The sequence below is a fragment of the Actinomycetospora chlora genome (assembly GCF_039542135.1).
In the GTDB taxonomy this organism is placed as follows: domain Bacteria; phylum Actinomycetota; class Actinomycetes; order Mycobacteriales; family Pseudonocardiaceae; genus Actinomycetospora; species Actinomycetospora chlora.
The window spans coordinates 25,285-50,290 of sequence record NZ_BAABHO010000044.1; the positions used below are offsets into that span (position 1 = coordinate 25,285).

Annotated in this window: 22 protein-coding genes; 14 read left to right on the forward strand and 8 right to left on the reverse strand. The window is 74.8% G+C overall.

The annotated features are described in order from the left end of the window. The first annotated feature begins 6 nt into the window (after nt 1-6). The 5 genes from ABD994_RS31715 to ABD994_RS22990 all read left to right on the forward strand — a co-directional run bounded on the left by ABD994_RS31715 (nt 7) and on the right by ABD994_RS22990 (nt 2,459). Entirely contained in the window at nt 7-546 is a 540-nt protein-coding gene (locus ABD994_RS31715) for a gas vesicle protein (protein WP_425550110.1), read from the forward strand. Beyond that, complete coding sequence (locus ABD994_RS22975) at nt 543-1,313, forward strand: GvpL/GvpF family gas vesicle protein (protein ID WP_345420728.1); 771 nt, start codon at nt 543-545, stop codon at nt 1,311-1,313. Before ABD994_RS31715 ends, ABD994_RS22975 begins: the two co-directional genes overlap by 4 nt. Then, complete coding sequence (locus ABD994_RS22980) at nt 1,310-1,621, forward strand: gas vesicle protein (RefSeq protein ID WP_345420731.1); 312 nt, start codon at nt 1,310-1,312, stop codon at nt 1,619-1,621. The genes ABD994_RS22975 and ABD994_RS22980 overlap by 4 nt, the downstream gene beginning before the upstream one ends. Next, entirely contained in the window at nt 1,614-1,901 is a 288-nt protein-coding gene (locus tag ABD994_RS22985) for a gas vesicle protein K (RefSeq protein WP_345420734.1), read from the forward strand. The genes ABD994_RS22980 and ABD994_RS22985 overlap by 8 nt, the downstream gene beginning before the upstream one ends. A 72-nt stretch (nt 1,902-1,973) precedes the next feature. Further along, on the forward strand, nt 1,974-2,459 hold the full coding sequence (locus tag ABD994_RS22990) for an Asp23/Gls24 family envelope stress response protein (RefSeq protein WP_345420737.1): 486 nt from the start codon (nt 1,974-1,976) through the stop codon (nt 2,457-2,459). A 2-nt stretch (nt 2,460-2,461) separates the two neighbouring features. Here the strand turns inward: ABD994_RS22990 and ABD994_RS22995 are convergent, their stop codons facing one another. Further along, nucleotides 2,462-3,070: a dTDP-4-dehydrorhamnose 3,5-epimerase family protein gene (locus ABD994_RS22995; RefSeq protein ID WP_345420740.1), complete on the reverse strand. Its 609-nt coding sequence runs from the start codon at nt 3,068-3,070 to the stop codon at nt 2,462-2,464. A 68-nt stretch (nt 3,071-3,138) separates the two neighbouring features. Here ABD994_RS22995 and rfbB point away from each other — a divergent pair, with 68 nt between their 5' ends. Together rfbB and rfbA are read left to right on the forward strand one after the other, a co-directional pair. Continuing rightward, the gene (rfbB, locus tag ABD994_RS23000; protein WP_345420745.1) at nt 3,139-4,164 is read left to right on the forward strand and encodes a dTDP-glucose 4,6-dehydratase; all 1,026 of its coding nucleotides are present in this window, start codon (nt 3,139-3,141) and stop codon (nt 4,162-4,164) included. Beyond that, nucleotides 4,161-5,045 carry a glucose-1-phosphate thymidylyltransferase RfbA gene (rfbA, locus tag ABD994_RS23005; protein WP_345420751.1) on the forward strand — a complete coding sequence of 295 codons (885 nt, stop codon included), beginning with the start codon at nt 4,161-4,163 and terminating at the stop codon, nt 5,043-5,045. The genes rfbB and rfbA overlap by 4 nt, the downstream gene beginning before the upstream one ends. A gap of 41 nt (nt 5,046-5,086) precedes the next feature. Here the strand turns inward: rfbA and ABD994_RS23010 are convergent, their stop codons facing one another. The 3 genes from ABD994_RS23010 to ABD994_RS23020 all read right to left on the reverse strand — a co-directional run bounded on the left by ABD994_RS23010 (nt 5,087) and on the right by ABD994_RS23020 (nt 6,045). Beyond that, complete coding sequence (locus tag ABD994_RS23010; RefSeq protein ID WP_345420754.1) at nt 5,087-5,482, reverse strand: DUF2267 domain-containing protein; 396 nt, start codon at nt 5,480-5,482, stop codon at nt 5,087-5,089. Nucleotides 5,483-5,532: 50 nt separating this feature from the next. Further along, nucleotides 5,533-5,685 carry a hypothetical protein gene (locus tag ABD994_RS23015; protein ID WP_345420758.1) on the reverse strand — a complete coding sequence of 51 codons (153 nt, stop codon included), beginning with the start codon at nt 5,683-5,685 and terminating at the stop codon, nt 5,533-5,535. A gap of 111 nt (nt 5,686-5,796) precedes the next feature. Continuing rightward, nucleotides 5,797-6,045 (reverse strand): hypothetical protein, encoded by a 249-nt coding sequence (locus ABD994_RS23020; protein ID WP_345420761.1) that lies wholly within the window; start codon nt 6,043-6,045, stop codon nt 5,797-5,799. Between the two features lie 148 nt (nt 6,046-6,193). Here ABD994_RS23020 and ABD994_RS23025 point away from each other — a divergent pair, with 148 nt between their 5' ends. Beyond that, the gene (locus ABD994_RS23025; RefSeq protein ID WP_345420764.1) at nt 6,194-6,454 is read left to right on the forward strand and encodes a hypothetical protein; all 261 of its coding nucleotides are present in this window, start codon (nt 6,194-6,196) and stop codon (nt 6,452-6,454) included. Nucleotides 6,455-6,467: 13 nt separating this feature from the next. Here ABD994_RS23025 and ABD994_RS23030 read toward each other — a convergent pair whose 3' ends face one another. After that, a complete protein-coding gene (locus tag ABD994_RS23030) occupies nt 6,468-9,710 on the reverse strand; it encodes an arabinosyltransferase domain-containing protein (protein ID WP_345420767.1) in 3,243 nt (1,080 codons plus the stop codon). Between the two features lie 168 nt (nt 9,711-9,878). Here ABD994_RS23030 and ABD994_RS23035 point away from each other — a divergent pair, with 168 nt between their 5' ends. From ABD994_RS23035 to ABD994_RS23045, 3 genes are all read left to right on the forward strand, one after another. After that, the gene (locus ABD994_RS23035; protein ID WP_345420770.1) at nt 9,879-11,831 is read left to right on the forward strand and encodes an aconitate hydratase; all 1,953 of its coding nucleotides are present in this window, start codon (nt 9,879-9,881) and stop codon (nt 11,829-11,831) included. A gap of 84 nt (nt 11,832-11,915) precedes the next feature. Beyond that, complete coding sequence (locus ABD994_RS23040; RefSeq protein WP_345420773.1) at nt 11,916-13,214, forward strand: lipopolysaccharide biosynthesis protein; 1,299 nt, start codon at nt 11,916-11,918, stop codon at nt 13,212-13,214. Next, nucleotides 13,211-13,918: a class I SAM-dependent methyltransferase gene (locus ABD994_RS23045; protein ID WP_345420776.1), complete on the forward strand. Its 708-nt coding sequence runs from the start codon at nt 13,211-13,213 to the stop codon at nt 13,916-13,918. Before ABD994_RS23040 ends, ABD994_RS23045 begins: the two co-directional genes overlap by 4 nt. Before the next feature lie 13 nt (nt 13,919-13,931). Here ABD994_RS23045 and ABD994_RS23050 read toward each other — a convergent pair whose 3' ends face one another. Further along, complete coding sequence (locus ABD994_RS23050; RefSeq protein WP_345420779.1) at nt 13,932-17,294, reverse strand: arabinosyltransferase domain-containing protein; 3,363 nt, start codon at nt 17,292-17,294, stop codon at nt 13,932-13,934. 204 nt (nt 17,295-17,498) lie between these two features. Here ABD994_RS23050 and ABD994_RS23055 point away from each other — a divergent pair, with 204 nt between their 5' ends. From ABD994_RS23055 to ABD994_RS23065, 3 genes are read left to right on the forward strand one after another with little or no spacing between them, the layout of a single operon-like run. After that, a complete protein-coding gene (locus ABD994_RS23055) occupies nt 17,499-18,668 on the forward strand; it encodes a glycosyltransferase family 4 protein (RefSeq protein ID WP_345420782.1) in 1,170 nt (389 codons plus the stop codon). 33 nt (nt 18,669-18,701) lie between these two features. Then, nucleotides 18,702-19,439 (forward strand): class I SAM-dependent methyltransferase, encoded by a 738-nt coding sequence (locus ABD994_RS23060; protein WP_345420784.1) that lies wholly within the window; start codon nt 18,702-18,704, stop codon nt 19,437-19,439. Beyond that, entirely contained in the window at nt 19,436-20,908 is a 1,473-nt protein-coding gene (locus tag ABD994_RS23065) for a hypothetical protein (RefSeq protein WP_345420785.1), read from the forward strand. The genes ABD994_RS23060 and ABD994_RS23065 overlap by 4 nt, the downstream gene beginning before the upstream one ends. On the opposite strand, the gene ABD994_RS23070 is transcribed toward ABD994_RS23065, so the two are convergent. Then, nucleotides 20,905-22,785: a glycosyltransferase gene (locus ABD994_RS23070; protein ID WP_345420787.1), complete on the reverse strand. Its 1,881-nt coding sequence runs from the start codon at nt 22,783-22,785 to the stop codon at nt 20,905-20,907. The genes ABD994_RS23065 and ABD994_RS23070 overlap by 4 nt on opposite strands. 55 nt (nt 22,786-22,840) lie before the next feature. Then, complete coding sequence (locus tag ABD994_RS23075) at nt 22,841-24,925, reverse strand: acyltransferase family protein (protein WP_345420790.1); 2,085 nt, start codon at nt 24,923-24,925, stop codon at nt 22,841-22,843. Nucleotides 24,926-25,006 lie beyond the last annotated feature (81 nt).

The following is a 25,006-nucleotide window of genomic DNA, read 5'->3' on the forward strand; positions in this document are numbered from 1 at the left end:
GAGATCATGAGTGACCCGGTGCGCTGGACCGGGCAGATGCCGTCGGTGTCCCAACAACAGGGCCGGCAGCCGGCCCAGCAGGGCGGCGGCGACGGCACCAACCTCGCCGACATCCTCGAGCGGGTGCTCGACAAGGGCATCGTCATCGCGGGCGACGTCCAGATCAACCTGCTCGACATCGAGCTCCTGACGATCAAGCTGCGGCTCGTCGTCGCCTCGGTCGACCGGGCCAAGGAGATGGGCATCGACTGGTGGGAGCGCGATCCCACCCTGTCGTCGAAGCAGGGCGAGCTCGAGGAGGAGAATCGCCGCCTGCGCGAGCGGCTCGAGGCCCTCGAGGCCGGCAACGGCCACGCCCCGGCCCTCGACCGTGGCGACGAGATCGAGGACGCCCAGGAGATCGAGGACGCCGAGATCGAGGACGCCGAGGAGGTCGACGACCTCGACGAGCCGGAGCCCGAGCCGGAGGAGGAGCCCGACCCGGAACCCGCCCCGGCCAAGCGTCGCTCCGGGCAGGGCTCGCGGCGACGCGGGAGCAAGCAGTGAGCGACACGCTGACGTACGTCTACGCGCTCGCCCGCGACGTCGACCCCGGAGCCGCGGGGGCGCTCCGGGGCGTCGGCGGCCGGCCGGTGCGCACGGTCGAGGCCGCCGGCGTCGCGGCCGTGGTGAGCGACGTGGACCGTGCGGAGTTCGAGGAGCGGGCGCTGGAGGAGCGTCTCGAGGACCTCGAGTGGCTGGCGGCGACGGCGCGGGCGCACCACCACGTCGTGGACACCCTGGGGCGCGACCACCTCGTCGCGCCCCTCGCCCTCGCCACCGTCTACTTCGACGACGACCGCGTCCGCGCCGTCCTCACCGAGGGCCGCGCGACGTTCGCGGCGGTGCTCGACCAGCTCGCGGGACGGGCGGAGTGGGGCGTCAAGGTCTACGGCCGCCCGGGGGCGGCGCGCGAGCAGGCGGGCGACGAGAAGCCGCGCTCGGGCGCGGACTACCTGCGCCGGCGCCGGGCGGCGCTGCGGGAAGGGGACACGGCCCTCGACGCCGCCCGGGAGGTCGCGGGGGAGGTCGACGCCGCGGCGACGGCGCTCGCCGTCGCGTCCCGGACCCACCGCCTGCAGGACGCGACGCTGTCCGGGGAGTCGGACCCGATGGTGCTCAACCGCGCCTACCTCGTGCCCGTCGAGCGGACCGACGCGCTGCGGGAGCTGGTGGCCTCCTACGGGGGCCACCGGCAGGTTCGCGTCGAGCTCACGGGCCCGTGGGTGCCGTACTCGTTCGCCCAGGCGGCGCCGGAGGGGTCCACGCCGTGAGCTCCGGCGAGCTCGAGCCGCGGGCGACGTCGCTGTTCGGGGACGAGGAGGTCGCCCTCGTGGACCTCCTCGACCGGCTGCTGGCCGGCGGGGTGGTCCTCGCCGGGGACCTGACGATCTCGCTCGCCGGGGTCGACCTCGTCCGCGTCTCGCTGCGCGCACTGATCACCTCGATCGCCCCCGTCGAGCGTCCCGGGACGCTGGCGGTGCGGGCCGAGCGGGCCGAGCAGGCCGAGCGAGGCGACACGGAGCGCAGCGGAGCTGGCGCGCCGGAGGCCGGGACAGCGCTGGAGGCAGGTCGTGGTTGAGCGTCCGAACCGCGTCGAGATCGACAAGGACGAGGTCCGCCGCGACCTCATGAAGCTGGTGCTCACGATCGTCGAGCTGCTGCGCCAGCTGATGGAGCGCCAGGCGATCCGGCGCGTGGACCAGGGCGACCTCACCGAGCAGGAGGAGGAGGACCTCGGCACGGCGCTGATGCACCTCGCCGAGGCGATGGACGAGCTCACCGAGGAGTTCGGGCTCACCCCGGCCGACCTCAACCTGGATCTCGGCCCACTCGGCCCGTTGCTGCCCCGGGACCGCTGACCAGCCCTGAAGAGTCCCTGAGAGCACCCATCGGGCGGACTCCGTCGTGGCGTCGCGGGGTACTCGGCCGCCATGACCAGCGCTCAGCGTCCGAGCAGCACCCCTGCGAGCCCGACCCCGACGGCGACGTCCGTGCCCGGTGCCGCCGGCGACCCGACGACCGTCGAGGGCACCACCGAGGTCCTCCCGTCGGTCGTGCAGAAGGTGACGGCCTTCGCCGCGCGGGAGATCCCCGGGGTGGTGGCGCTCGGCGGCAGCGCGTCGCGCGCGGTGGGTGCCGTGCGCCAGACCCTCACCGGCAACACCGAGAACACCGCCGGCGTGCGCGTCGAGCTCGCCGACCAGACCGCCCGGATCGGCCTGGACGTGGAGATCGAGTACGGCGTGGGCGCCCGGGAGCTCGTGCGCGCCCTGCGCCGCCACGTGCCGAAGGCCGTCGAGGAGATCGCCGGCGTCACCGTCGTCGAGCTCAACGTCGTCATCACCGACGTCCACCTGCCCGGCGAGGCGGTCGACGCGGACGGCGGCGCGACCCCGCCGCCCCCCGCGAGCCTCTGACCTCACCGGCCGAGGGCGGCGACCCGCTCCCGGCACGCCGCCATCGTGGGCAGGGCACCCGTCTCCCGGGCCTCCTCGAGGGTGGGTGCCCGGCGGTCCTTCTCGGACAGCACGAGGTCCTCGGCGGCGATGTGCTGCGTCCACGGCAGCGCGAGGGCGGGATCGAGCGGGTCGACCCCGTGCTCGCCGCTGGGGTCGTACGGCGTCGAGCACAGGTAGCTGGCGACCGTCCCGTCCTCCAACGCCAGGAACGCGTGGCCCAGGCCCTCCGAGAGGTACACCGCCGACATCGTCTCCGGGTCGAGCCGGACGGCATCCCAGCGGCCGAAGGTCGGGGAGCCGACGCGGATGTCCACCACGACGTCGAGCAGGGCACCGGCCACGCACTGGACGTACTTGGCCTGGCCGGGCGGGACGTCGGCGTAGTGGACGCCGCGCAGGACGCCGCGGCGTGAGGTGCTCGTGTTGGCCTGGGCGACGGTCAGGCCGTGCCCGACGGTCTCGCGGAAGGGCTCGCCCTGGAAGGGCGCGGCGAAGACCCCACGGTCGTCGGGGAAGACGCGCGGCGTGAACCGCCACGCCCCGGGCACGGCCAGCTGCTCGATGTCCACCGGTCGACAGCGTAGGTGCTCGCCCGTGGCACGATCGCTGACGCTGTCCGGGTGCCCGGAGGAGGACGATGGCGTCGGTGCTGGTGACGGGTGCGGCGGGGTTCATCGGGTCGAACTTCGTGCGGTACTGGCGTGCGGAGCACCCGGGGGACCGGGTGGTGGCGCTGGACGCGCTGACCTACGCCGGGGTCCGCGAGAACGTGGCGGGCCTGGAGGGTGTGGAGTTCGTCGAGGGGTCGATCGCGAACACCGAGCTGGTGGCGTACCTGCTGCGCAGCCGTGGGGTGGACGTGGTGGTGAACTTCGCCGCGGAGTCCCACAACAGTCTGGCGATCCTGCGGCCCGGTGATTTCTTCGCGACCAACGTGATGGGCACCCAGGGCCTGTTGGAGGCGGTGCGGCGGGTGGGGGTGTCGCGGTTGCACCACATCTCGACCTGCGAGGTCTACGGCGACCTGCCCCTCGACGTCGACGACGCCTTCACCGAGGAGTCGCCGTACCTCCCCCGCACCCCCTACAACGCGGCGAAGGCCGGCGGCGATCATGTGGTGCGCGCGTACGGGCTGACCTACGACGTGCCGGTGACGATCACCAACTGCAGCAACAACTACGGGCCCTTCCAGTTCCCGGAGAAGGTCATCCCGCTGTTCACCACCCGCGCCCTGGACGGGCAGGCGTTGCCGCTCTACGCCAGCACGAAGAACCGCCGCGAGTGGTTGCACGTCGACGACCACGCCCGCGCGATCGACGCGGTGATCCACCACGGGCGGGTCGGGGAGACCTACAACGTCGGCTCCGGGCACGAGGTCGACATCGAGGGCATCGCCGACACGATCCTGGGCGCGCTGGGTCTGGGCCCCGAGTTCAAGACGATCGTGCCCGACCGGCCCAGCCACGATAGGCGCTACCTGCTCGACAGCTCGAAGCTGCGCGCCGAGCTGGGCTGGGCGCCGCGGGTGTCCTGGGACGAGGGCATCGCGGCGACCGTGGACTGGTACCGCGCCAACGAGGCGTGGTGGCGCCCGCTGATCGGGCGCAGCCCCGTGGTCGAGGGCGCCGGCACGGACTGGAGCGGCGCTGGGGCGACCCGATGAAGGGGATCGTGCTCGCCGGCGGCAGCGGGAGCCGGCTGCATCCGGTGACCCGGGCGGTGTCCAAGCAGCTGCTGCCGGTCTACGACAAACCGATGATCTACTACCCGATCTCGGTGCTGATGCTGGCCGGTGTCCGCGACATCCTGGTGATCTCCACCCCGGTCGACCTGCCCGCCTTCCAGCGACTGCTGGGTGACGGCTCCGAGCTCGGGGTCCGGTTCTCCTACGCCGAGCAGGCCGCTCCCAACGGGCTGGCCGAGGCGTTCGTCATCGGCGCCGAGCACGTCGGCGACGACACCGCCGCGCTGGTGCTGGGCGACAACATCTTCCACGGCCAGCACTTCTCCACCCTGCTCGCCGCCGAGGCCGCGCGCCTCGAGCGCGAGAAGGGCTGCGTGCTGTTCGGCTACCCGGTGCGCGACCCCGGCCGCTACGGCGTCGGCGAGGCCGACGACACCGGCCGACTGCTCTCGATCGAGGAGAAGCCGGCACGGCCGCGGTCCAACCGGGCCATCACCGGGCTGTACTTCTACGACAACGACGTCCTCGACATCGCCGCCGGCCTGACCCCCTCGGCGCGCGGGGAGCTGGAGATCACCGACGTCAACCAGGCCTACGTCGCCCGCGGCGACGCCCGCCTCATCGACCTCGGCCGCGGGTTCGCCTGGCTCGACACCGGCACCCACGAATCCCTCATCGAGGCCGGCCAGTACGTCCAGGTCCTCGAACACCGCCAGGGCGTGCGGTTCGCCTGCCTCGAGGAGATCGCCCTGGTCAAGGGCTGGATCACCCCCGCCCAGGCCCTCGCCCTCGGCGAACGCCAGGCCAGCTCCGGCTACGGCGACTACGTCGTCGACGTCGCCCGCCGCGCCGGAGCCTGACCAGGCTCCTCGGCTTGCCCCAGTGCTTGCTCAGTGCTTGCTCAGTGCTTCTGGACCGGCTCCGTGCCGAGGAAGTCCTGGAAGTCCTGGGGGAGCTGGCTCGTGAAGTTCTGCCACTCGCCGTCGGTCAGGGCGGTCTCGAGGCCCTTCGCGATGGCGCGGGCGTGCTGACGTGCCTGCGCGACGGCCACGCCGTCGCCCTCCTGCTCGGCGATGCGCTCGTAGAAGGTGTCGACGCCGAAGCGCTCACCGCCGCCCTCGGCGGGCAGCACGTCCTTGAGCCCGCCGGGGAGCTGGGACGCCAGGTCCTTGGCCTCGCCCCCGGCGAGGCGCTGGCCGAGGACGGTGAGCGTCGCGCGCACCGCGCGCTCGGCACTCTGGTTGTCGGGGAGCGAGAGGCTTTCCTTGACGGCGCTGACGAACTCGTGTTCCTGCATGCCCGCGGGCTGCCCGACGTCCCCCCGGGCTCACACGTGGGTGCGCTGGTTCAGAACAGCGCCGTCACGAAGGTGACGAGCGATGCGGCGAAGCTGGCCAGGATCGCGAGGATGCTGCTCACCGTGGCGGCAGCCGACTGCGGCGAGTCGATGATCCAGAACAGCACGAGGGCCAAGGCGAGCAGCCCTACCACGCGTTGCATGCTGCGCACGGTAACAACACGCGGCACATGCGTCACCGCCGGTGCGGTGAGCGGTGCTCTTGTTGACCTTGACGGAAGATCGAGATGCTCCGGATGGGGCAGGCTCCCGGGTCAGGCGTCGTCGATGCGCGCCGAGAGGCCCCGGTTGAGCTCGGACACCTCGAGCGTCCGCGGTCCCTCGGAGAACGTCGCCGACGCGATGACCCCGTAGTTGACGACGACCGCCTGGGTGTCCGCGAACGCGTAGCGGTGGACCTCCCCGTCGCGGATCAGCTGCTGGAAGCGCGTGACGACGGTGTCCAGGTCCTCCTCGAACTTCAGCGTCAGGGGAATCTGGGGCAACGAGACGTAGACGGTCACGATTCCTCCACCTCGATCCGTCCGGCAGAAGGCCATTCGGCCGGGCGCCACACCGAAAATGCTCCGAGTGCCGCGCGTGAGGACCACGGCGGCCACCGATCCTAGATCGCGGCCCGCCAACCGGGTCTCGGCGGAGAGGCGGAGTGCCATGGAGATCGACGGCGTCGAGGTCTTCGAGCAGACGGAGGACTACGGCTATTCGTGGCACTGGGACGATCCACGCGGATTCCAGTCCGAAATCATCTGGCACCGCGAGGTGGGCACGCTGTCGCTCGGCACGCGCCAGCTGCCCGGCGGCTGGGTCCACAACCGTCTCGACCCGAACGCCTGGGGCAGCGCGCGCACGATCTACGACGCCCGCCAGGTCGTCGAGGCCTACGTGACGCAGGCGGCGGCGAAGCCGGGCTGAGCGGGGCCGGGGCTCAGAGCCCGGGGAGGGTCTCCCGGCCGCGGGTCAGCGTGTAGCCGCCGACCGGGTAGGGCGGGCGCAGGTCGAACAGGTAGACGTCGTCGACCCGATCGCCGACGTCGCGTACCCGTGTGGTCAGCCGCGTGGCACCGCGCTCGGGCGCGGCCTCGCGCTCCGCGTGGCCGAGCAGGCCGCCCCGGTGGGCGTCGAACGTCCAGTCGGCGAGCGCCTCGTCGACGGTGGCGCCGTAGGCGATCGCGGCCACGGTCGCCTCGGTGATGCCGGCCTGCTGCACGGGCTGGCGCAGGCAGGGGAAGAACGGGCGGATCTGCCACGCCACGCCGACGGGCGTGCCCGGCGGCAGGTAGGTGGTCAGCGGCACCCACGAGCGCGCGACCGGCGCGCTGACCGCGACCCAGCCGCCCGTCACGGTGCTGCGGTCCTCGGCGACGAGGCGCACGACGTCGGACCCGGCGGGCGGGGCGGCGCCGTCGACGAGGGGCACGGTGCGCCAGGCGGTGGCCTCGTTGTCGGTCGCCACCGGACGGGACCCCGACGGGACGATCCCGCTCGGCGTCGCCCGCCCGTACTCGGCGCGCACGGAGACGTCGCCCCCGGTGCGGCCGGCGACCCCGACCACCACGCCGGACGCATCGCCGGGCGGCAGCCGGAACCAGTCCGAGGTGAACGTGCCGGTGCGGGTGTCCGCGGTGGTCCCGGCCGGCGCCCCCGGCGCCTCCGCCGGCACCAGGAAGCTGCCCCACACCGGCGTCCCCGCCGGCAGGTCGGGCGGGACGGGGTCGGTGGGGAAGGCCGCGCCGGGGACGAACCCGTCGCCCTGGCCGGCGGGAGCGGGGGCCGCGACCGGTAGCGGGCGGTTCGTCCGCGGGTCGAGGACGTCCATCTGCTGGGCGAGGCCGCATCGCGCCCCCCGGGGATCCCGCAGCGCGTCGACCTGCGGCGACCAGGTGGTGGCCGTGCGCGAGACCGCGCGGGCGCCGTCGGCGAGCGTCCAGCCCGTAGCCCCCACGAGCAGGACGCAGACGACCACCGGGACGGCGGCGCCCAGGGCGAGCCGGCGCAGCCCGGGCGCCCGCCGCCGCGCGGCGAGCCACAGGAACCCGGCGACCGCGGCGAGCCCGAGCGCCCACCACTGCGGCCCGCCGAGGTCGATGCCGTGCACGGCGGGGAAGTCGCCGTAGGACGGCATCCCGAGACCCCACTCGTAGGGCCACATGTCCCGGCCGCGCCACACCAGGGCGACGACGAGCACGGTCGCGACCGCTCCGGCGACGAGCGCGGCCTGCGGCACACGCCGCCCCCGGTCCAGCGCGGCGAGCAGGCGGACCCCGTCGACCAGCGCGAGCGCGAGCGCGACCGCCCCGAGCCCGGCGAGCGCGCCGAAGTGGTGGGTCGGCTTGCTCGGGGTGGGCAGCAGCAGCGCGAAGCCCAGCAGCGCTGACCAGAGCGCGAGCGGCACGCGGGCGGGCACGAGCAGCTCCCGCGCGCGGGCCGCGACCAGCAGGACGACGTAGACCAGCAGCGCGAGCAGGCCCACCAGCACGGCGGCCCGGCGGGCGTAGGAGCCGTGGTGGAACGTGGGGTTGAGCAGCGCCGCGTAGCGCAGCGCCTCCTCGTACCAGGTCTGCGCCCGCTGCAGCGGCGCGAAGATCTGCTGGGAGCGGGCGAAGTCGCGGTAGGCCCCGTCGGCGAACCCGAGCAGGCTGCCCACCGCGGCGGGCGCGAGGACGAGCACCAGCCGCCCGGCCAGCGCCCACCACGACGCGGACCGCTCGCGCAGCAGGCGCCACGTCGCCGGCGCCCCCGCGATCACCGGGGCGAGCGCCACGAACCCCGTCGGCGCGGCCATCAGCCCCGTCGCCGCGAGGCCGACCGCGAGCCCGAGCAGCGGCAGGAGACGCCGCTCGAGGCCCTCGGCCACGGCCACCAGCGACGCGACGGCGCAGAACGCGATCGCCGACTCCGGGCGGACGCCCATGTCGAAGGGCATCCACCACGCCAGGAACGCCGCGGCCATCGCCCAGCGCGCCACGGCCCCGGCCCAGCGGCCCGACACCATCCGCGGCCCGAGCAGCGGGGTCGACGACACGTACGCCCGGGCCAGGAACCAGGTCCCGAGCGCCAGCGCAAGGGCCGGGAGGCGCAGCACCACCGGCGCGTCCCCGGCGAGCCCCTGCCACCAGGAGAGGGCGTAGTACGGCCACGAGAAGGGCGTGTAGCCCTGGTTGAACAGCTGGTAGTAGTTCGTGACGTACCCGGAGAAGGGCACGTTGGCGGCCATCGCGCTGTAGTAGCCGTCGTCGTCGGTCAGGGGGGCGAGGAACACCCAGGCGACGAGCACGGCCGGTACGACGACGTCGACCACCCGCGGCCGCAGGCCCCACGGACGGGCGCCCTGCCGGCGCGCCAGGCGGTGGCGCACCCGCGCGGCCAGGCGGGCGCCGGCCCGCCCCGGACCGCGGGGACGGCCGGCGAGTGCGGCGACGACCACCGCGACCGCCCCGACGGCCAGCGCGACGAGCATCGTCGCGACGAGCGCCGCCTTCACTGGCGAGGGCGAGTGGTCGAAGGCGTCGTCGAGCACCAGGCGCACCGACAGGTCGGCGGGCGTAGCGTCGGCCGCGGCGGGCGCCGAGGTCCGCAGGGCGTCCACCTCGGGCAGCGGGGTGATCCGACCGGGCGCGGGCTCCGAGTCCGGTAGCGCGTCCGGGTCGGTCGGCGCCGTGCGGGCGACGGTGGTCGAGAGCACGGCGCCGTCGCGCACCACCTGGACCGCGTCGGCGTCGCCGGCCACGACGAATCCGCAGTCACCGGCCGGCAGGGGCCCGGTGAACAAGTCCGAGCCGCCGCTGCGGATGCGCAGCGCGCCGTCGCGGGCGGTGACGGTGAGGCCCTCGGCGTCGGCGTCGCGGGAGGCCGGCCCCATGGTCGCGAGCACGACGCTGTCGGGCGTGGCCGCGGCGGCGCGGGCCGTCCGGCAGCTGAACCGGGCCTCCAGCGTCGCCGGCTCGTAGGCCGTCAGGGGGAGCATCGTCGGGGTGGGATCGCCCGGATCGGCGGGCCAGCTGACCTGCGACGTGCTCACCGAGACCGGCGCGAACGGGAGCAGCAGCGCACCCACGACCGCGACGAGACCCGCGACCACGGCGACCACCCCGGCGACCGACCGCAGCGTGCCGGCGCGCGGGGGTGCCTCGGTGAGGTCCGGGTCCCGGGGTCGGACGTCCGTGCTCACACCATCCCCCCTCCGGAACGGTCACCACGCTAGCGACGAGATCCGGGGCCGCCGGCACCGACACCGCCCGGCACCACCCGCCCGCCCGGCCGGTGCACGAACGGCAGCCGAACGGGGTATCCATCCCGCCATCGCTGCTCGCCCCACCACCGGCCTCGGGAGGCCCCCATGCCGCACGGCGTCGCCCACCAGCTCATCGCGTCCCACCTGGTCGACGGCGAGATGACGCCGGGCGAGGAGATCGCCCTGCGCATCGACCAGACGCTGACCCAGGACGCGACGGGCACGCTCGTCATGCAGGAGCTCGAGGCGATGGAGCTCGAGCGGGCGAAGACCGAGGTCTCGGTGCAGTACGTCGACCACAACCTGCTGCAGGCCGACGAGAAGAACGCCGAGGACCACGCCTACCTGCGCTCGGCCAGCCGCCGCTTCGGGCTCTGGTACTCCCAGCCCGGGAACGGCGTCTCGCACCCGACGCACATGCAACGGTTCGGCAAGCCCGGCAAGACGATGATCGGGTCGGACTCGCACACGCCGGCGTGCGGGTCGCTGGGCATGATCGCGATCGGCGTCGGCGGGCTCGAGGTGGCCCTCGCCATCACCGGCCAGCCGCTGACCATCCGCATGCCCGAGATCTGGGGCGTCGAGCTCACGGGCGAGCTGCCGCCGTGGTGCTCGGCCAAGGACGTCATCCTCGAGATGCTGCGCCGCCACGGCACCAAGGGCGGCACCAACAGGATCATCGAGTACCACGGGCCAGGGCTGGCGACGCTGACGGCGATGGACCGGCACGTCATCGCCAACATGGGCGCCGAGCTGGGCGCGACGACGACCGTCTTCCCGGCCGACGACGAGGTGCGGCGCTTCCTCGCCGGGGAGGGCCGCGAGGAGGACTTCTCCGAGCTGGTCGCCGAGGAGGGCACGGAGTACGACGTCACCGAGCACATCGAGCTCTCCGAGCTCGAGCCGCTGATCGCGCAGCCGTCGTCGCCCGGCAACGTCGTGCCCGTCCGCGAGGTCGCCGGCACCCCCGTGGGCCAGGTCGTCATCGGCTCGTCGGCCAACCCCGGCCTGCGGGACTTCGCCATCGCCGCCCGCATGGTCGAGGGCCGCCAGACCCACCACGGCGTCAGCTTCGACATCAACCCGACCTCGCGGCCGATCCTCGCCGACCTCACGCGCTGGGGCGGCACGACGTCGCTCATCCAGGCCGGCGCCCGCATCCACCAGTCGGGCTGCCTCGGCTGCATCGGCATGGGCCAGGCCCCCGCCCCGAACACGAACTCGCTGCGGACGTTCCCGCGCAACTTCCCAGGCCGCTCCGGCGGCGGCGCCGACGACCAGGTGTGGCTGTGCTCGCCGGAGACGGCCGCGGCCAGCGCGCTCAAGGGCGAGATCACCGACCCGCGGGAGCTCGCGCAGGAGCTCGACCTGACGTGGGAGGACCTCGGTCTGCCCGAGCCGACCGTCATCCCCGGCATGCTCGAGGAGCCGCCGTCGGCCGAGGACGCTGCGCAGGAGGAGCTGGTCAAGGGCCCGAACATCTCCGGGCTGCCGGAGTTTGACCCGTTCCCCGACTCCTTCGAGGTGCCCGTCCTGCTCGCCGTCGGCGACGACATCTCCACCGACGATATCTCGCCCGCCGGCGCCGAGGCGCTGCCCTACCGGTCGAACATTCCGGCGCTCGCGCGGTTCGCCTTCACGCGGATCGACCCGGACTATCCGGCGAACGCCGAAGAGATCAAGGATTCGACGGGCCACGCCATCGTCGGCGGCGACAACTACGGCCAGGGCTCCTCCCGCGAGCACGCGGCGATCTGCCCGCGCTACCTCGGGCTGCGCGTCGTCGTCGCCGAGTCGTTCGCCCGCATCCACTGGCAGAACCTCGCCAACTTCGGGATCCTCGCGCTGGAGTTCGCGCAGGAGGGCGACCGCGACAAGGTCGACAAGGGCGCCACCCTGGCGTTCGAGAACGTCCACGAGCAACTGCAGCAGGGCGACCGGATCACCGGCACCGTCGACGGGGAGGAGATGACGTTCCGTCACCAGCTCTCCGAGCGCCAGGTGCGCATGGTCCTCGACGGCGGGCTCATCCGGCAGCTCGCGGAGCAGGACGGATGACCCCCGGCGCGCCCACCGCCGGGCCGGGGCTCCCGGCGGGCTAGGCTGGCCGGCATCGCAGCACCCAGTGATGAGTCGCTCGCCGTGAGCGACTCGGCGCCCGGCCGCGTCGGGGCCAGGAGGCTGGTCGGCGCGGCCGGCCTCGGCGTCCTCGTGTCCGGCCTGATCGTCAACGTCTACCTGGCCGTCGTCGCCCGGGCCCTGCCGCCCGCGGAGTACGCGACGTTCGGGTCGTTCTGGGCGCTCGCCCTCGTCCTCGGGTTCGGCGCGTTCCTGCCGCTGGAACAGGAGCTCGCCCGCCGCCTCCCGCTGCCCGGTGACCGCCGCGCGCTGCTGCGCGCGGCCGTCGGCGCCGCGGGCGTGCTCACCGTCATCGCGCTGCTCGTGCTGCTGGTGACGCTGCCGGTGGTGTCGCGCTCGCTCGACGGGGACGTGTCCTCGCTCCTCGCCCTGGTCGCCCTGTGCGTGGTGTCGGCCGGGCAGTTCCTCGTGCGCGGCACGCTCATCGGCACCGACCGGCTCGTGCGCCACGCCTTGGTGATGGTGCTCGACGCGGTGGCGCGGCTCGGGATCGCGGTGGCCATCTTCGTCGTCGGCGGGGCGAGCGCCTCCGCGTTCTGCTGGGCGCTCGTCGCCGCGATCGCGCTGGCCCACGTCCCGCAGCTGCCGGGGGCGTGGCGTCGGGCCGTCGCCTGGGCCCGACCGGCGCCGGGACCGCGCCCGCCCGCGACCACCCGCGCCCTGACCCGCGACGCGCTGCCGCTGCTCGTCGGCTCGGTGTGCGCGCAGCTGCTGCTCAACGGGCTGCCGGTGCTCGTCGTCGCCGAGGCCGGCGAGGGCAGCGAGGCCGCGGCCGGCGTCTTCGTCGCGGCCTTCACGCTGGCCAAGGCCCCGCTGTCGATGGTGGTGCCCCTGCAGTCCGCGGTGGTCCCGACGCTGACCCGGCTGATGGCGGCCGACCGCCGTGCCGAGGTGCTGCTGATGCTCGTCAAGGGCGTCGCAGTGCTCGGGGCCGTGGCCGCCGTGGGCGTGCCGCTGGCGTGGTGGCTGGGCCCGTCCGTGGTCTCGCTGGTGTTCGGCCCGGACTACGTCATCGGCGGGCTCGACCTGGCCATCATCCTGTGCGGCGTGCTGGCCCACATCGGGCTCGTCGTCGTCACGCAGGTGCACGTGGCGCGCGGCCGCCACCGCGACGTCGCGCTGAGCTGGACCGCCGGCCTCGTGGCCGCCGGCCTGACGTTCTGGCTGGTCCCCGGCGTGATCCTCTCCGGTGAGGTCGCGTTCGGCGTGGGCAGCGCGGTGGGCGCCGTCGTGAGCGCCCTGATCCTGGCGGCCTCGCGCCGCCGGACCGACCACGGTCCCGACGAGAGGAACGAGGCGTGACCAGCGAGATCCCGGGCAGCAGCACGGACTACGACGAGGCCTACTACCAGGGCAACGGTCAGGCCGACGACCGCCCGGCCCTGCGCTGGTACACCCGCCTCGTCGAGCGGTACACCGCCGGCGGCCCCTACCTCGACTTCGGCTGCGGCACGGGACACCTCGTGCGGCGACTCTCCGCGCTCGGTCCGGCGGCCGGGTTCGAGATCTCCGAGTACTCCGCTCGGACCGCCCGGGCCAACGCCCCCGGCGCGACGATCACCACGGATGCGGCCGAGCTCGGCGACGGGACCTTCGGCGCGCTGACCGCCATCCACGTGCTCGAGCACCTCAACGACCCCACCGCAGACGCGACCCTCGCGACCTGGCGGCGCATCCTGCGTCCCGGCGGTCACGCGCTGGTGGTCATGCCCGACCCGGCGGGCCGCGGCCGGCGCCTGGCCGGCGACGCGTGGATGGGCTTCGCCGACCCGACCCACATCAACCTCAAGCCCCACGCGCAGTGGCGCTCGTTCCTCACCGAGCGCGGGTTCGTCGTGGAGCGCGAGGGCACCGACGGTCTCTGGGACGTGCCGTACGGGCGCCTGCCGAAGCTGCTGGACGCCGGGCTGCACGCGGTCCCGGCTCTCGCTCAGTTCCTCGCCGGTCGGCTCGTGCTGCGGTCCGGCACCGGCGAGTCGTCGGTGTTCCTGCTCCGCCGTCCCTGACGGTCGGCGCCACTCACCCCGCGGTGGGGGGCGCCGGCTCCCCGTCCGCGCGGTCACCACCGGCCTGCTGGTCGATCGGGACCGACATCGTCGTGTTCGGGGCCGGCGCCCACCCGGGCACCACGACCCGCCGTGCGTCGAGCCGGTAGGAGGGCTGGAGCGGCACTCGGGGGATCAGGCGATACACCTGGCCGGCCGCTCCGTCCGGGGCGACGCGCAGTCGGGTCGCGAGCTCGGTGACCTCGGAGTCGCGCAGGCTCTGGGCGAACAGGCCACCGCGCCCGGTCTGCCAGATGCCGTCGAAGCGGAACGCCAACGGGCGGTCCCCCCACACGACGCCGAGTGTGGACGGCTCGTTGATCCCCAGCGACTGCACGGGCTTGCGCTGGCAGGGAAACAGGAAGGCGTACTGCCAGCTCACCGCCGAGGCCTCGCCCGGCGCGCTGTACTGCTCCAGGGTGCGCCAGGTCTGGACACTCGGCGCGGTCAGCGCGACCCACCCGCCCTGCGCGACCGAGACGTCCTCCGCCACGAGGCGCAGCACGGTGGCCCCGGGCGGGGGGCCGTCGGGTCCCTCGAGGAGCTCCGAGCGCCAGATCATCGAGTCGACGGCGCTGCCGTCGGTGTCGAGGCCGAGCTCCTGGCCACCGACGGTCAGGACACGGTCGCCGACGATGCGGCCGTACTCGACCCGCACGCTGTTGCCGCCGCCGGTACGCCCCGCGACGGAGGTGGTCATCGCGGCGCCGTCGCGGTCGGCGGGGATGGAGTACCAGGGTGTGGAGAAGCTGCCGACCAGCCCGTCGGCCCCCGACGAGGCCCCTGGTCCGGGCGGTGGGGCGACGAAGCTGCCCCATGCCTCGGTGCCGGTCGCCGGCGGGGGCATCGTGGGGAACCAGCCGCCGGGCTCGAACACCGACGTCCCGTCACGCGTCGGGGCAGGAAGGGGCAGGGGGCGCAGCGGCCGGGCGGTGGCCGGGTCGAGGACGTCGATCTGTCGCGCCGCGGCGCAGTCGTGAGCCAGCGGGTCCCGTACGGCGTCGGCCCAGGGGGAGTACCCGTCGGCGGTGTTCACGGTGGCGAGCACGAAGCTGCCGACGAGGTACGTCGTGGACACCAGCAGCACCGCCCCCGCGGTCAGCGACACCGCGATCACCGGCGCCACCGGGCGCCACGACGGCGCCCATCTCCGGACGACCAGCAGCGTCGCCGCGGTGAGGAGGAGACCCCCGAGCAGCCACCACAGGGGCTGGTCGAAGGAGACGGACGCGACGCTTGGCACCCGGTAGGGGTCGGGCAGGCCGAGCATCCACGAGTAGGGCCAGTTGTGGACGCCGTGGCCGCTCAACGCCGCGAGGACGACGACGAGCGCGCCGACGGCGATCACCGCCGGCAGCGGGGGGAGCCACCGTGACGGGCGGTCCCGCGTCCCCTCGACCACCTCGGGACGCGCGCGGCGAGCCTCGCGCAACAGCACCGGCGCCCCGACCACCGTCAGCGCGATCACGGCCGGACCGACGGTGGCGAGGGTGCCGAAGTGGTGGGTCCACTTGCTGGGCGTGAGCCACAGCAGCCCGAAGGCCAGCACCAGCGTCCAGCCGGCTGCGGGCAGGCGCGACGGCAGGCGCAATCCGCACCCGCGCGCCAGCGACACGAGAGCGAGCAGGCACACCAGGGCGAGGACGCCGAAGAGCACCGGGTAGCGCTTGGCGTACGTGCCCATCGGGCCGCCGTCGTCGAGCAGGAAGCTCCACCGGACGATCTCGGAGTACCAGGTCTCCTGCGCCTGCATCCCGAGGAAGATCTGCTGGGCGCGGGTGAAGTCGCGCAGCGACCCGTCCGCGAACCCGAGCACGCCCACGAGCGCTCCGGGCGAGGCCAGCGCCATGAAGGTGGCCACCCGTCGCCACCTCGAGCCGACCTCCGCGAGCCCGCGCCACACGGCGGGCACCGACGCCAGCAACGGCGCGAGAGCCACGAACCCGGTGGGTGCGGCTGTCGCCCCGAAGGACGCGATCCCGACCGCGATCCCGGCGAATAGCCACCGGTCGCGCTCCAGGGCGACGTGCAGGCAGAGCAGGCTCGCGACGACGCTCGTCGCCACGACGGCCTCGGCCCGCACACCGACGTCGTAGGGCAGCCACCAGCCGACGAACGCGATGGCCAGCACCACGTGCAGCGCGATGGCCCGCCCGCGACCGCTTCCGGCGGGGAGGGCGCGGGCGACGTACGCGCGCAGCAGGAACCAGCTGGCGAGCCCGAGCAGGAGCGCGGGGATCCGCTGGACGACCGGGCTGAACCCGGCCACGCCCTGCCACGCCGAGAGCACGTAGTAGATCCACGTGAACGGGGTGAAACCCTGGTTGTAGAGCTGGTAGTAGTTCGCGACGTAGCCGGTGTGCGGCACGTTGGCGGCCATGGCGGCGTAGTAGCCGTCGTCGTCGGTCATCGGGCCGATGAAGGTCCAGAGCACCAGGATCAGCGGCACGACGAGGTCGACGACCCGCGGCAGCGGGCGCTGTCTCGGCGGCAGGGCGGCCCAGCGCCGGAACCGGCCGAGGCCCCACCGGCCGGGGGGCCCGCGGTCGTCCCAGCGCGATGCGCGGACCACGCGGTCGCGCTCCCACAGAGCGACGAGCACCACCGCGACCGCGACGAGCAGCAGGACGATGACCGCACTCTTGAGTGGCGTCGGCGAGGTGGAGAACTGGTCGTCGACGGTGAGCCGCACGTCCAGCCCGGCGCCGCCGGGACGCGGCGGCACCGAGGTGACCAGGGCGTCCACGTCGGGCACGGCCTCGGGGCCGGCGCGGCCGACCACCCGGCCGTCGACGGTCATGGTCATGCCGGCGAGATCGCCCGTGATCGCGATCGCGCACGGCCCGGGCGGGAGTGGCACCGCCGCGAGAGGGACGCCCCGGGAGACGACGGCGAGCCGGTCGTCCTCCACCGTCGCGATCAACCCGACCCGGGCCGAGCTCGAGGCCGGCGGAAGCGTGGCCAGGAGCAGCCCGTCGCCCGGGGCCCCGAGGGCGTCGCCCGTGCCGGCGGAGGCGGCCGCGCGGACCGCCTCGCAGTCCGCTCGGACGTCGATGGACAGTGGCCGCTGAGTCGTGAGCTGGAGCGTGGTCGCGCGGGGATCGGCCGGGTCGGCCGGCCAGGTGACCTCGGGCTGCGACACGGTCACGGGCAGCAGCGGCAGGAGGACCGCGCAGACGAGGGCGACGAGCCCGGCGACCGTCGCCACCGCGGGCCAGGTCGGGCGGCGCGCGCGCCACCCGCCCGCGAGGTCGGGCCCCTCGGGGAGCGGCGGGACGTCCGAGTCGGCGGCGTCGCCCTCGCCGAGGGGCGGCGACGGGCGCGAGGTGGCAGTCACCGGGCGCGCTCCCTGTCGGACGGTCGGATGACGCACGGTAGCAACGCCGACGCGCGCGGCGACCACACGGCACGACTCGGGGCCTCGCGCCGGCCCGCCACGTCCGGGGCACGTCCGGGGTCGCCCCGGCGCGCCCGTGGGTCGTCGCCTCTCCCGTCCCCTCTACAGTGACCAGATCGGACAGGCAGGGGCCGGAGGAGGGTGATGGACGGCGACGCGCAGCCCGACCAGCACGGCGACCTCCGGAACGACCTCTGCATCGTCCTGACCTACTACAGCCCGTACGTCTCCGGGCTGACCAACGTCGCGCGCGACCTCGCCGAAGGTCTTGCAGCCCGCGGGTGGCGGGTGTGCGTGGTGGCGTCCAAGCACGACCCGGAGCTGCCGACCCACGAGGTCGTCCACGGCGTACGGGTGGTGCGTGCCCCGGTGCTGGCCAAAGTCGGCAAGGGCACCATCGGCCTGAACCTCACGCGGCTCGCGCTGCGGGAGATGGCGAGATCGACGGTGGCTAACCTGCACCTGCCGCTGGTGGAGGCAGGCCTGCTGGCCCGGCTGTCGCCGGTGCCGGTGGTGTCGACCTACCACTGCGACGTCTCCCTGCCCACCGGCGACGGCCCGCTCGTGCGGCGCGTCGTCAACGGGGCGCAGCACCGGGCGATCGACCTCTCCAGCGGCGCTGCGCTGCGCCGTTCGGTGGCCGCGGTCGTCTCCAGCGAGGATTACGCGCGACACAGTCGCCTGTGGCCCGCGATCGACGGGCGCATGGTCGCCGTGCCGCCGCCCTGCCCGCCGCGTGGTCCCGGCCGGCCGGCCTTCCGGCGCGGTGATGGCCTGCACGTCGGTTTCCTGGGTCGCATCGTCGAGGAAAAAGGCGTCGAGTACCTCGTCGACGCGTTCCTCGCCCTCGACGACCCCGACGCCCGTCTGCTCATCGGCGGGGACTTCCTCGACGTGGCGGGCGGCAGTGTCGTCGAGCGCGTGCGCCGGCACATCGGCGACGATCCGCGGATCGCGATGCTCGGGTTCGTACCCGAGGAGGACCTCGACGACTTCTACGCCTCCATCGACGTGTTCGCCCTGCCCTCGGTCAACGCCTTCGAGGCGTTCGGCATCGTGCAGGTCGTCGCGATGATGGCGGGTGTCCCCGCGCTGGTCAGCGATCTGCCGGGCGTCCGCACGGTCGTCGAGGAGACCGGCTTCGGCGTGGTCGTCGCCCCCCGGGACGTGCCGGGTCTGACCACGGCCCTGGCCCGCCTGCGCGACGATCCGCCCGACGCCGGGGCCGGCGCCGGTGCGGCGGCCGCGCGCTACAGCGTCGACGCCGTGCTCGACGCCTACGACGCCGTGTTCGCCAAGGCTGCCGGGCGCTGACCCCGCGGCCCGACAACTCCGCCGGAGGAACCGTTGGCCACCCACCCGAGCGACGGGATCGAGGACGTCTCGCAGACGTGGACGCGCCTGGGGCGCGAGGATCCGATGTGGGCGGTGCTGACCGACCGCGAGAAGGCGGGCGGCGGCTGGTCGCCCGCGGAGTTCCTCGCCACCGGCGCCGCCGAGGTCACCACGCTGCTCGCGCGGCTGGCCGAGCTCGGGGCGGCGCCGGAGCGCGGCCGCGCGGTCGACTTCGGGTGCGGGGCCGGGCGCCTGAGCCACGGCCTCGCCGCGGCCGGGTTCGCCGAGGTCGTCGGCCTCGACATCTCCCCGACGATGCTCGAGAAGGCCCGCGAGATCGTCGACGACCCGGCGTGCGACTTCCGGCTCGCGACCGGACCGGAGCTCGACGTCGTGGAGCCCGGCTCGGCCGACCTCGTCTACACCTGCCGGGTCCTGCAGCACACGCCGACCGCGCTCGCGCACGAGTACATCCGCGCCTTCTACCACGTCGTGCGGCCCGGCGGGCTGGTCGTGTTCCAGCTGCCCACCGCCCCCGCGCCCACGGCAGCCGGGCTGGCGCTGCGCCTGCTGCCCGTGCCGGTGGCCCGGCGCCTGCGCCGCGGGATGGAGATGCACGGCAGCCCGGAGGCCGAGGTGCGGGCCCTCGTCGCGTCCTGCGGAGCCGAGGTCCTGGCCGCGGACGAGGACACCTCCGCGGGGCCGCGCTGGGGCTCGCGGCTCTACGTCACCCGGGCGCCCCGGGGATGACGACGACGGCCGGCACCGTGCCCCTGCGCGCGGCGGTGTCGCACCCGTCGCCCGCGCCGCGGGCACCGCACGGCTGGGGCCGCGGCGACGTCGTGGTGACCGTCCTGCTGGTCGCCGTGGCCCTCGTGTGGTTCCACTGGCTGGCCGCCGGCGCCTCCGCCCAGGGGGTCATCACCGGTGAGGAGGCGTCGATCTCCCACCGGGACGCGCTGGCCCTGCGGCTGGGCTGGCAGCCGTCGATCTGGAGCACGAACGTCGGCGGCCAGCTGTTCTTCTGGCTCGCCGGGCACCTCGACCCGGACTACGGGCTGCTCTACGCGCGCAAGTGGAAGGCCGCGGCGACGGCGCTGCTGCCCGCGGTGGTGTACCTCGTCGCGCGCCGCCGGCTGGCATGCGGGCGCCCCGCCGGCGCCGTGGCCGGCGTCCTGGCCGTCGTGGTGCCCGGCGTCGCGATGCTCGCCTGGGTCGGCATCGAGACCCCGCTCGACGTCGTCGCCGGCCTGGCCGCCGTGTACGCCGCGACCTCGCGGACGCGCTGGTGGTGGCTCGGCCTGCCGCTGGCCGGGGTCGCGGTCTCCTGCTACACGGCCGGGCTCGCGGTGGCCGCGGTCGTGCTGCTCCCCGCCGTGCTACGTGTCCGCGGCGTGCGGGACGGGGCGCGGGCCGTGCTCGGCCTGGCGCTCGGGCTCGCCGTGCTGTTCGTCCCGCTGCTGTGGTGGCGCAACGGCGGCATCGTCGTCACCGGCGGCGGCCGGGCCGGCGCCGACCCGGGCGCGGTGGGGGAGCACCTCCGCCAGCTCGCCGACTACGCGTTCGTGTCCGGCTCGTCGTACTACTACGTCGCCGAGCTGCCCCTGTTCGGCAGCGCGCTCGCCGCGGCGGTGCTCCTCGCGGGCGCGGTGGCCGGCGTGGCGCTGCGGCCGCGGCCCACGTGGCCCTGGGCCGCCGTCGGGCTCGCCTCGCTCGCGCTCTACGCGGTCTCGAGCGGCGTCCCCGGCGCTCGGCGGGTCGTCGTCGCCGTCGCGGTTGTGGCCCTGCTCGCGGGCGTGGCCGTGGACGCGCTGGTCCGGGCGGTCGCCGCCGCGCCCCGCCGCGGGGTCCTCGTCGCGGGCCGGGTCGTGCTCGCCGTCGCCGTCGCGAGCCTGGTGGCGGTGCCCGCGGGCGCCGTGGCCGGCTGGCGCGGGGAGATCGCGGCGGGTGCGGTGGCCCTGCCGCGCGACTGGCCGTTCCCCGTCGACCCCGGCGGCACCCAGACCACGACGCTGCAGCGTCTCGACGCCGACCTGCGTACCGGCCGTCTCGACGTCAGGGCCGTGGGCGACGGGTGGGGTGGCACGCGCACGCTGGCGATGCTGTACGTGCTCGCCGAGCGCACCGGCCGGGTGCCGCCGCTGACGCCCCGCCAGCTCCTCGACTACTACCGCGTCTCGGAGGACTGCCCGCCGCTCGACGGCCCGGCCTGCGGCTAGGGACGCTCCCCGAACAGCCGCGTCCAGTTGTCCGCCGAGGTCAGGCGCGGTGCCGCGGCGCGCCACGTCTCGCGGGCGGCGTCGCCCTCACGGGTCAGGCGCCAAAGGGCGCGGGCGCCGGCGCGGCCCAGGGCCTTCAGCGCCGCCGGGTCACGGCGCCGCACGCGGACGCCGCCCTGGCCCGCGTCGGTGACCGCGACACGGTCGAACAGCCCCACGTGCCACCAGTGGGCCTCGCCCGCGCCGACGAGGCCGGCGTGGTGCGGCGTGCGCCCCAGCAGCTGCTGCGCGAGCCGCTTGGCCATGACCAGCCCGGTGCGGGTCGGCTCCGGCCCGCTGCGGACGATCTCCATGTCGGTCGGGCCCATGTCCGGCGCCGCCGTGACGGGGTGGGCGACGGTCTCGCCGTGCCCGGCGCGCAGGGCCCGCACCCGCGCGACGGCCGCGACGCCGCCGTCGTCGAGCACGCCCGGGCCGGCCAGGAAGTCCTCCACCGCCGCGACGAGCGTCGCGGCGAGCCCGTAGTTCATCGACACGAGGTAGCGACCGAGCAGGTCGGCCAGCACCCCGGCGACGTGGCGCGCCGGGAACGGCGAGTGCAGCGCCGCGGTGATCATGGCGTTGCGGAGGTTGAAGTACCGGTGCCAGTCGTCCCAGTCCTTCCACGGGAAGTCCGCGTGCCACACGCCGGCGCCCGGCAGCGTGACGGTGGGGACGCCGTGGGCGCGGGCGCGGTAGCAGTACTCGACGTCGTCCCACTGGAAGAACAGCGGCAGCGGGTAGCCCGCGCGCGCCACCAGCTCGGACGGGATCAGGCACGACCACCAGCCGGTGTAGCCCGCGTCGACTCGCCGGTCCTGCACGTTCTTGGTGCCGTCGGGGAAGTGGGCGGTCACGTCCGACTCGCCGGACGCGCCCGGGCTGACGTGGCCGTTGGAGAGGTCGGTGAGCACGGCGTACTCGGCGCCCGCGAGCACCTGGGTCGGGTGCAGCAGGTTGAGCATCTGCGCGCCGACGATCGTCGGGTCGGCCACGCAGCGGCCGAACGCGGCGAGGCGCACGACCACCTCCGGCTCGCAGCGGATGTCGTCGTCCATGAACAGGACGTCGACGTCGCGCGGCGCCGCCGAGACCACCTCGTAGAGGCCCCGGGTGAACCCGCCCGACCCGCCGAGGTTGGGCTGGGGCAGGTAGCGGAACCGCTCGCCGAGGCGGGCGGCGACGCCGGCGAACCCGTCGCGGGTGTCGATCCGGTCGGTGCCCTGGTCGACGACCACGACCTCGTCGAGCAGCGCGGTGACGTCGTGCTCGGCGGTGAGCGCCTCGAGGGTGGCGACGCAGTCGTCGGCGCGGTTGTGGGTGCACACCACGACCGAGGCGCCGCGGTCGGTGGCCGGCGCCGCGACCGTCCAGCGGGCGTCGTGCAGCACCAGCTCGGCGTCGTCGGTGACGATCTCGATCCAGAGCCCGCCGCCGTCGAGGAAGCGGTCCAGCGGCGCGGACAGGGCGACGTCCTCGGCCTGCGCGTCGTGCACGGCGAGCGTGCGGGGCACCCCGTTGGTGTCCGAGGCCCGCAGCAGCAGCCGGCCCGCGCCGCGGGTGCGGCCCTCGAAGCGCACCTCGGTGGCCGTGGTCCAGCGCTGCCAGTAGCTCGCCGGGAAGCGGCCGAAGTAGGTGTTGGTGGCGACGTGGGCGTACGGCCCGACGCGCACGTGGTGGCGCCGCCGCTCGGCGTTCCCGCGCAGGACCTCGACGTAGAGCTCGTCGGGCACCTCGGGGGTGGGGCCGGAGAACAGGCCGCGGCCCACCACCAGGCGTCCGCCGTCGCCCGGCCGCTCCTCGCGGCGGGCGGTGGTCAGGGTGGCGACATCGGTCATGCTCCGGGGCTCCATGCGGGTCGGGGTCGGTCGGGTCTCTCGCCGCCAGTCTCGCTCACCGGTCGACCAGCGCCGCGACCCGCGGCCCGACGACGGGGGCGAGCGAGGCGCTGAACGTGGCGGTGAGGTGGTTGTCGTCCAGGTAGACCAGCACGTTCCCCATCTCCGGGGGGCACCACCGGTCGTCGCAGATGCTGTCGCTGAGGTCGAGCACCGAGGTGTTCGCGGGCAGTCCGCCCGGCGGCACGGCCAGGGTCGGCGCGTACAGGTCGTCGCGCGGCACGAGGCACTTCGCGGCGCCGCGGCCCCAGGTGTCGATGCAGCTCGCGGGCGCGGCGTCGAAGCGCGGGTTGTCGCGCACGGCGAGCACGGGCACGCCGGCCGCGCCCACCGCCTGCCAGGCCGCGACGAAGCCCGGGGGCGTGGTCTCGGTCAGACCGCGGCGCACGTTGCGGCTCGCGTCGGCGATCACCAGCGCGGGCCGTGTCGCGCGCACGTGCTCGATCGCGGCCTGGTTGGTGGCCGCGCACTCCGGCTCGCCGGTCGTCTCCGATCCCGTGGAGAAGGGGCAGTTCCCGCGGATGAGCGTCAGGACGCGCCAGCCGCGCTCGCGCGCTACCGGCGCCACCGCGGGCAGGAACTGCTGCATGTGCGAGTCGCCGATGAGCACGATCGCCGGCGCCGCGGGGTCGGGGGCGTCGACGTAGGTGCACTGCTCGAGCACCGGGTAGGGCTCCCACGTGCACCCGCTGCCGGCGTCCTTGTAGTAGACCCAGTCGTCGTAGGACGCCACGGCGGGCGGCAGCAGCTCCGCCGGGGTCGCGCCGCGGTACGCGAAGCCCGGCTGGCGGATCGCCGCCCCGGGGTGGTCGGGGTCGCCGAGCCGGCCCTGCGGGGTCGCCAGCACCGTCGTCAGCGCCTGCCAGCCCAGGGCGACGACGAGCACCGGCACGAGGGCGGCCACGGCCACCCGGTAGCCGTGCGCGCGGCCGGGACGCCGGGCCGCGAGCCGCCCGAGCGGGCGCTCCACCAGCGCCTCGGTCGCCGCGGCGAGGACGAGCGACGTCAGAATGATCGCCGCGCCGAGCAGCGGCCCCGGCTCCTCGCGGTGGGTGGCCTGCAGCGCGAGCAGCAGCACCGGCCAGTGCCAGAGGTAGAGCGGGAAGCTGATCCGGCCCAGGTACTGCGCGGCCGGCGCGGCCAGCAGCTGGTCGGCGGCGGCCGGGTGCCCGGACGTGCCGGCGACGAGCACCGCCGCGGCGCACAGGACGGGCCAGAGCGCGAGGTAGCCGGGGAACCCGCCCTCGACGTCGAGCACGAGCCCGCAGACCACCAGCCCGGCCACCCCGAGCCAGCCGAGGACGACGCGCAGCCCGAGCGCCGGGCGCAGCCGGTCGACGGCGAGCGCGAGCAGCGCGCCGGCCGTGAGCTCCCAGAGGCGGGTGCCGCTGTGGAAGTAGGCGAGCTGCTGGTCGGACGCGGTGAGCACGACGCCGTAGACGAAGGAGGTGGCGGTGACCACGGCGACGAGCACGAGCACGGCGGTGCGGGGGCTGCTGCCGGCCCGCCGGCCGAGGGCCACGGCGGCGAGCACTGCGACCGGGAAGAGCAGCGCGAACTGCCCCTGGATCGACAGCGACCAGAAGTGCTGGACGACGCTGGCCGCGTCGCGGGCGGCGTAGTAGTCCACGGCGTCGGCGGCGAGCCGCCAGTTCTCGGCGAAGACCGTCGACGCGGCCACCTCGCGGAGGGTCTGCGGCCAGCGCGACGGCGGCAGCCACACCAGCGAGGCGACCATCGTGCCGAGCAGCACGACCGCGGTGGCGGGCAGGAGCCGGCGCAGGGTGCGGCCCCAGCGGGCCACGACGTCGAGCGTGCCGTGCTCGGCCGCGCGCGTGAGCTGGCCCGCGGCGAGGAAGCCGCTGAGCACGAAGAACACGTCCACGCCGCCGGACACCCGCCCGACCCACACGTGGTAGACGACCACCAGGAGCGAAGCGAGGGCGCGCAGCCCCTCCACCTCGGGCCGGAAGCCGGGGCGCGGCGCCCGGTCCGGCGCCTGCCCGGGTGGCCTGGCGGGCGCGGTGGCGTCGGCCCGGTCGGCCCGGTAGGCGCCGTCGGGGCGTGCCGTCGAGGTCACCCGCGGGCCTCACCCGGTGCGGCGGCGCCCGGTCGGTGCGGTCGGTGCGGGCGGCGCCGCGACGTCGAGCGATGGACCGTG

Excerpts from the sequence above, each read along its gene's own strand:
- ABD994_RS31715 (WP_425550110.1), top strand. The coding sequence starts at position 7 with ATGAGTGACCCGGTGCGCTGGACCGGGCAGATGCCGTCGGTGTCCCAA.
- ABD994_RS22990 (WP_345420737.1), top strand. The coding sequence starts at position 1,974 with ATGACCAGCGCTCAGCGTCCGAGCAGCACCCCTGCGAGCCCGACCCCG.
- rfbB (WP_345420745.1), top strand. The coding sequence starts at position 3,139 with ATGGCGTCGGTGCTGGTGACGGGTGCGGCGGGGTTCATCGGGTCGAAC.
- rfbA (WP_345420751.1), top strand. The coding sequence starts at position 4,161 with ATGAAGGGGATCGTGCTCGCCGGCGGCAGCGGGAGCCGGCTGCATCCG.
- ABD994_RS23010 (WP_345420754.1), bottom strand. The coding sequence starts at position 5,482 with ATGCAGGAACACGAGTTCGTCAGCGCCGTCAAGGAAAGCCTCTCGCTC.
- ABD994_RS23015 (WP_345420758.1), bottom strand. The coding sequence starts at position 5,685 with ATGCAACGCGTGGTAGGGCTGCTCGCCTTGGCCCTCGTGCTGTTCTGG.
- ABD994_RS23025 (WP_345420764.1), top strand. The coding sequence starts at position 6,194 with ATGGAGATCGACGGCGTCGAGGTCTTCGAGCAGACGGAGGACTACGGC.
- ABD994_RS23035 (WP_345420770.1), top strand. The coding sequence starts at position 9,879 with ATGCCGCACGGCGTCGCCCACCAGCTCATCGCGTCCCACCTGGTCGAC.
- ABD994_RS23055 (WP_345420782.1), top strand. The coding sequence starts at position 17,499 with ATGGACGGCGACGCGCAGCCCGACCAGCACGGCGACCTCCGGAACGAC.
- ABD994_RS23065 (WP_345420785.1), top strand. The coding sequence starts at position 19,436 with ATGACGACGACGGCCGGCACCGTGCCCCTGCGCGCGGCGGTGTCGCAC.
- ABD994_RS23070 (WP_345420787.1), bottom strand. The coding sequence starts at position 22,785 with ATGACCGATGTCGCCACCCTGACCACCGCCCGCCGCGAGGAGCGGCCG.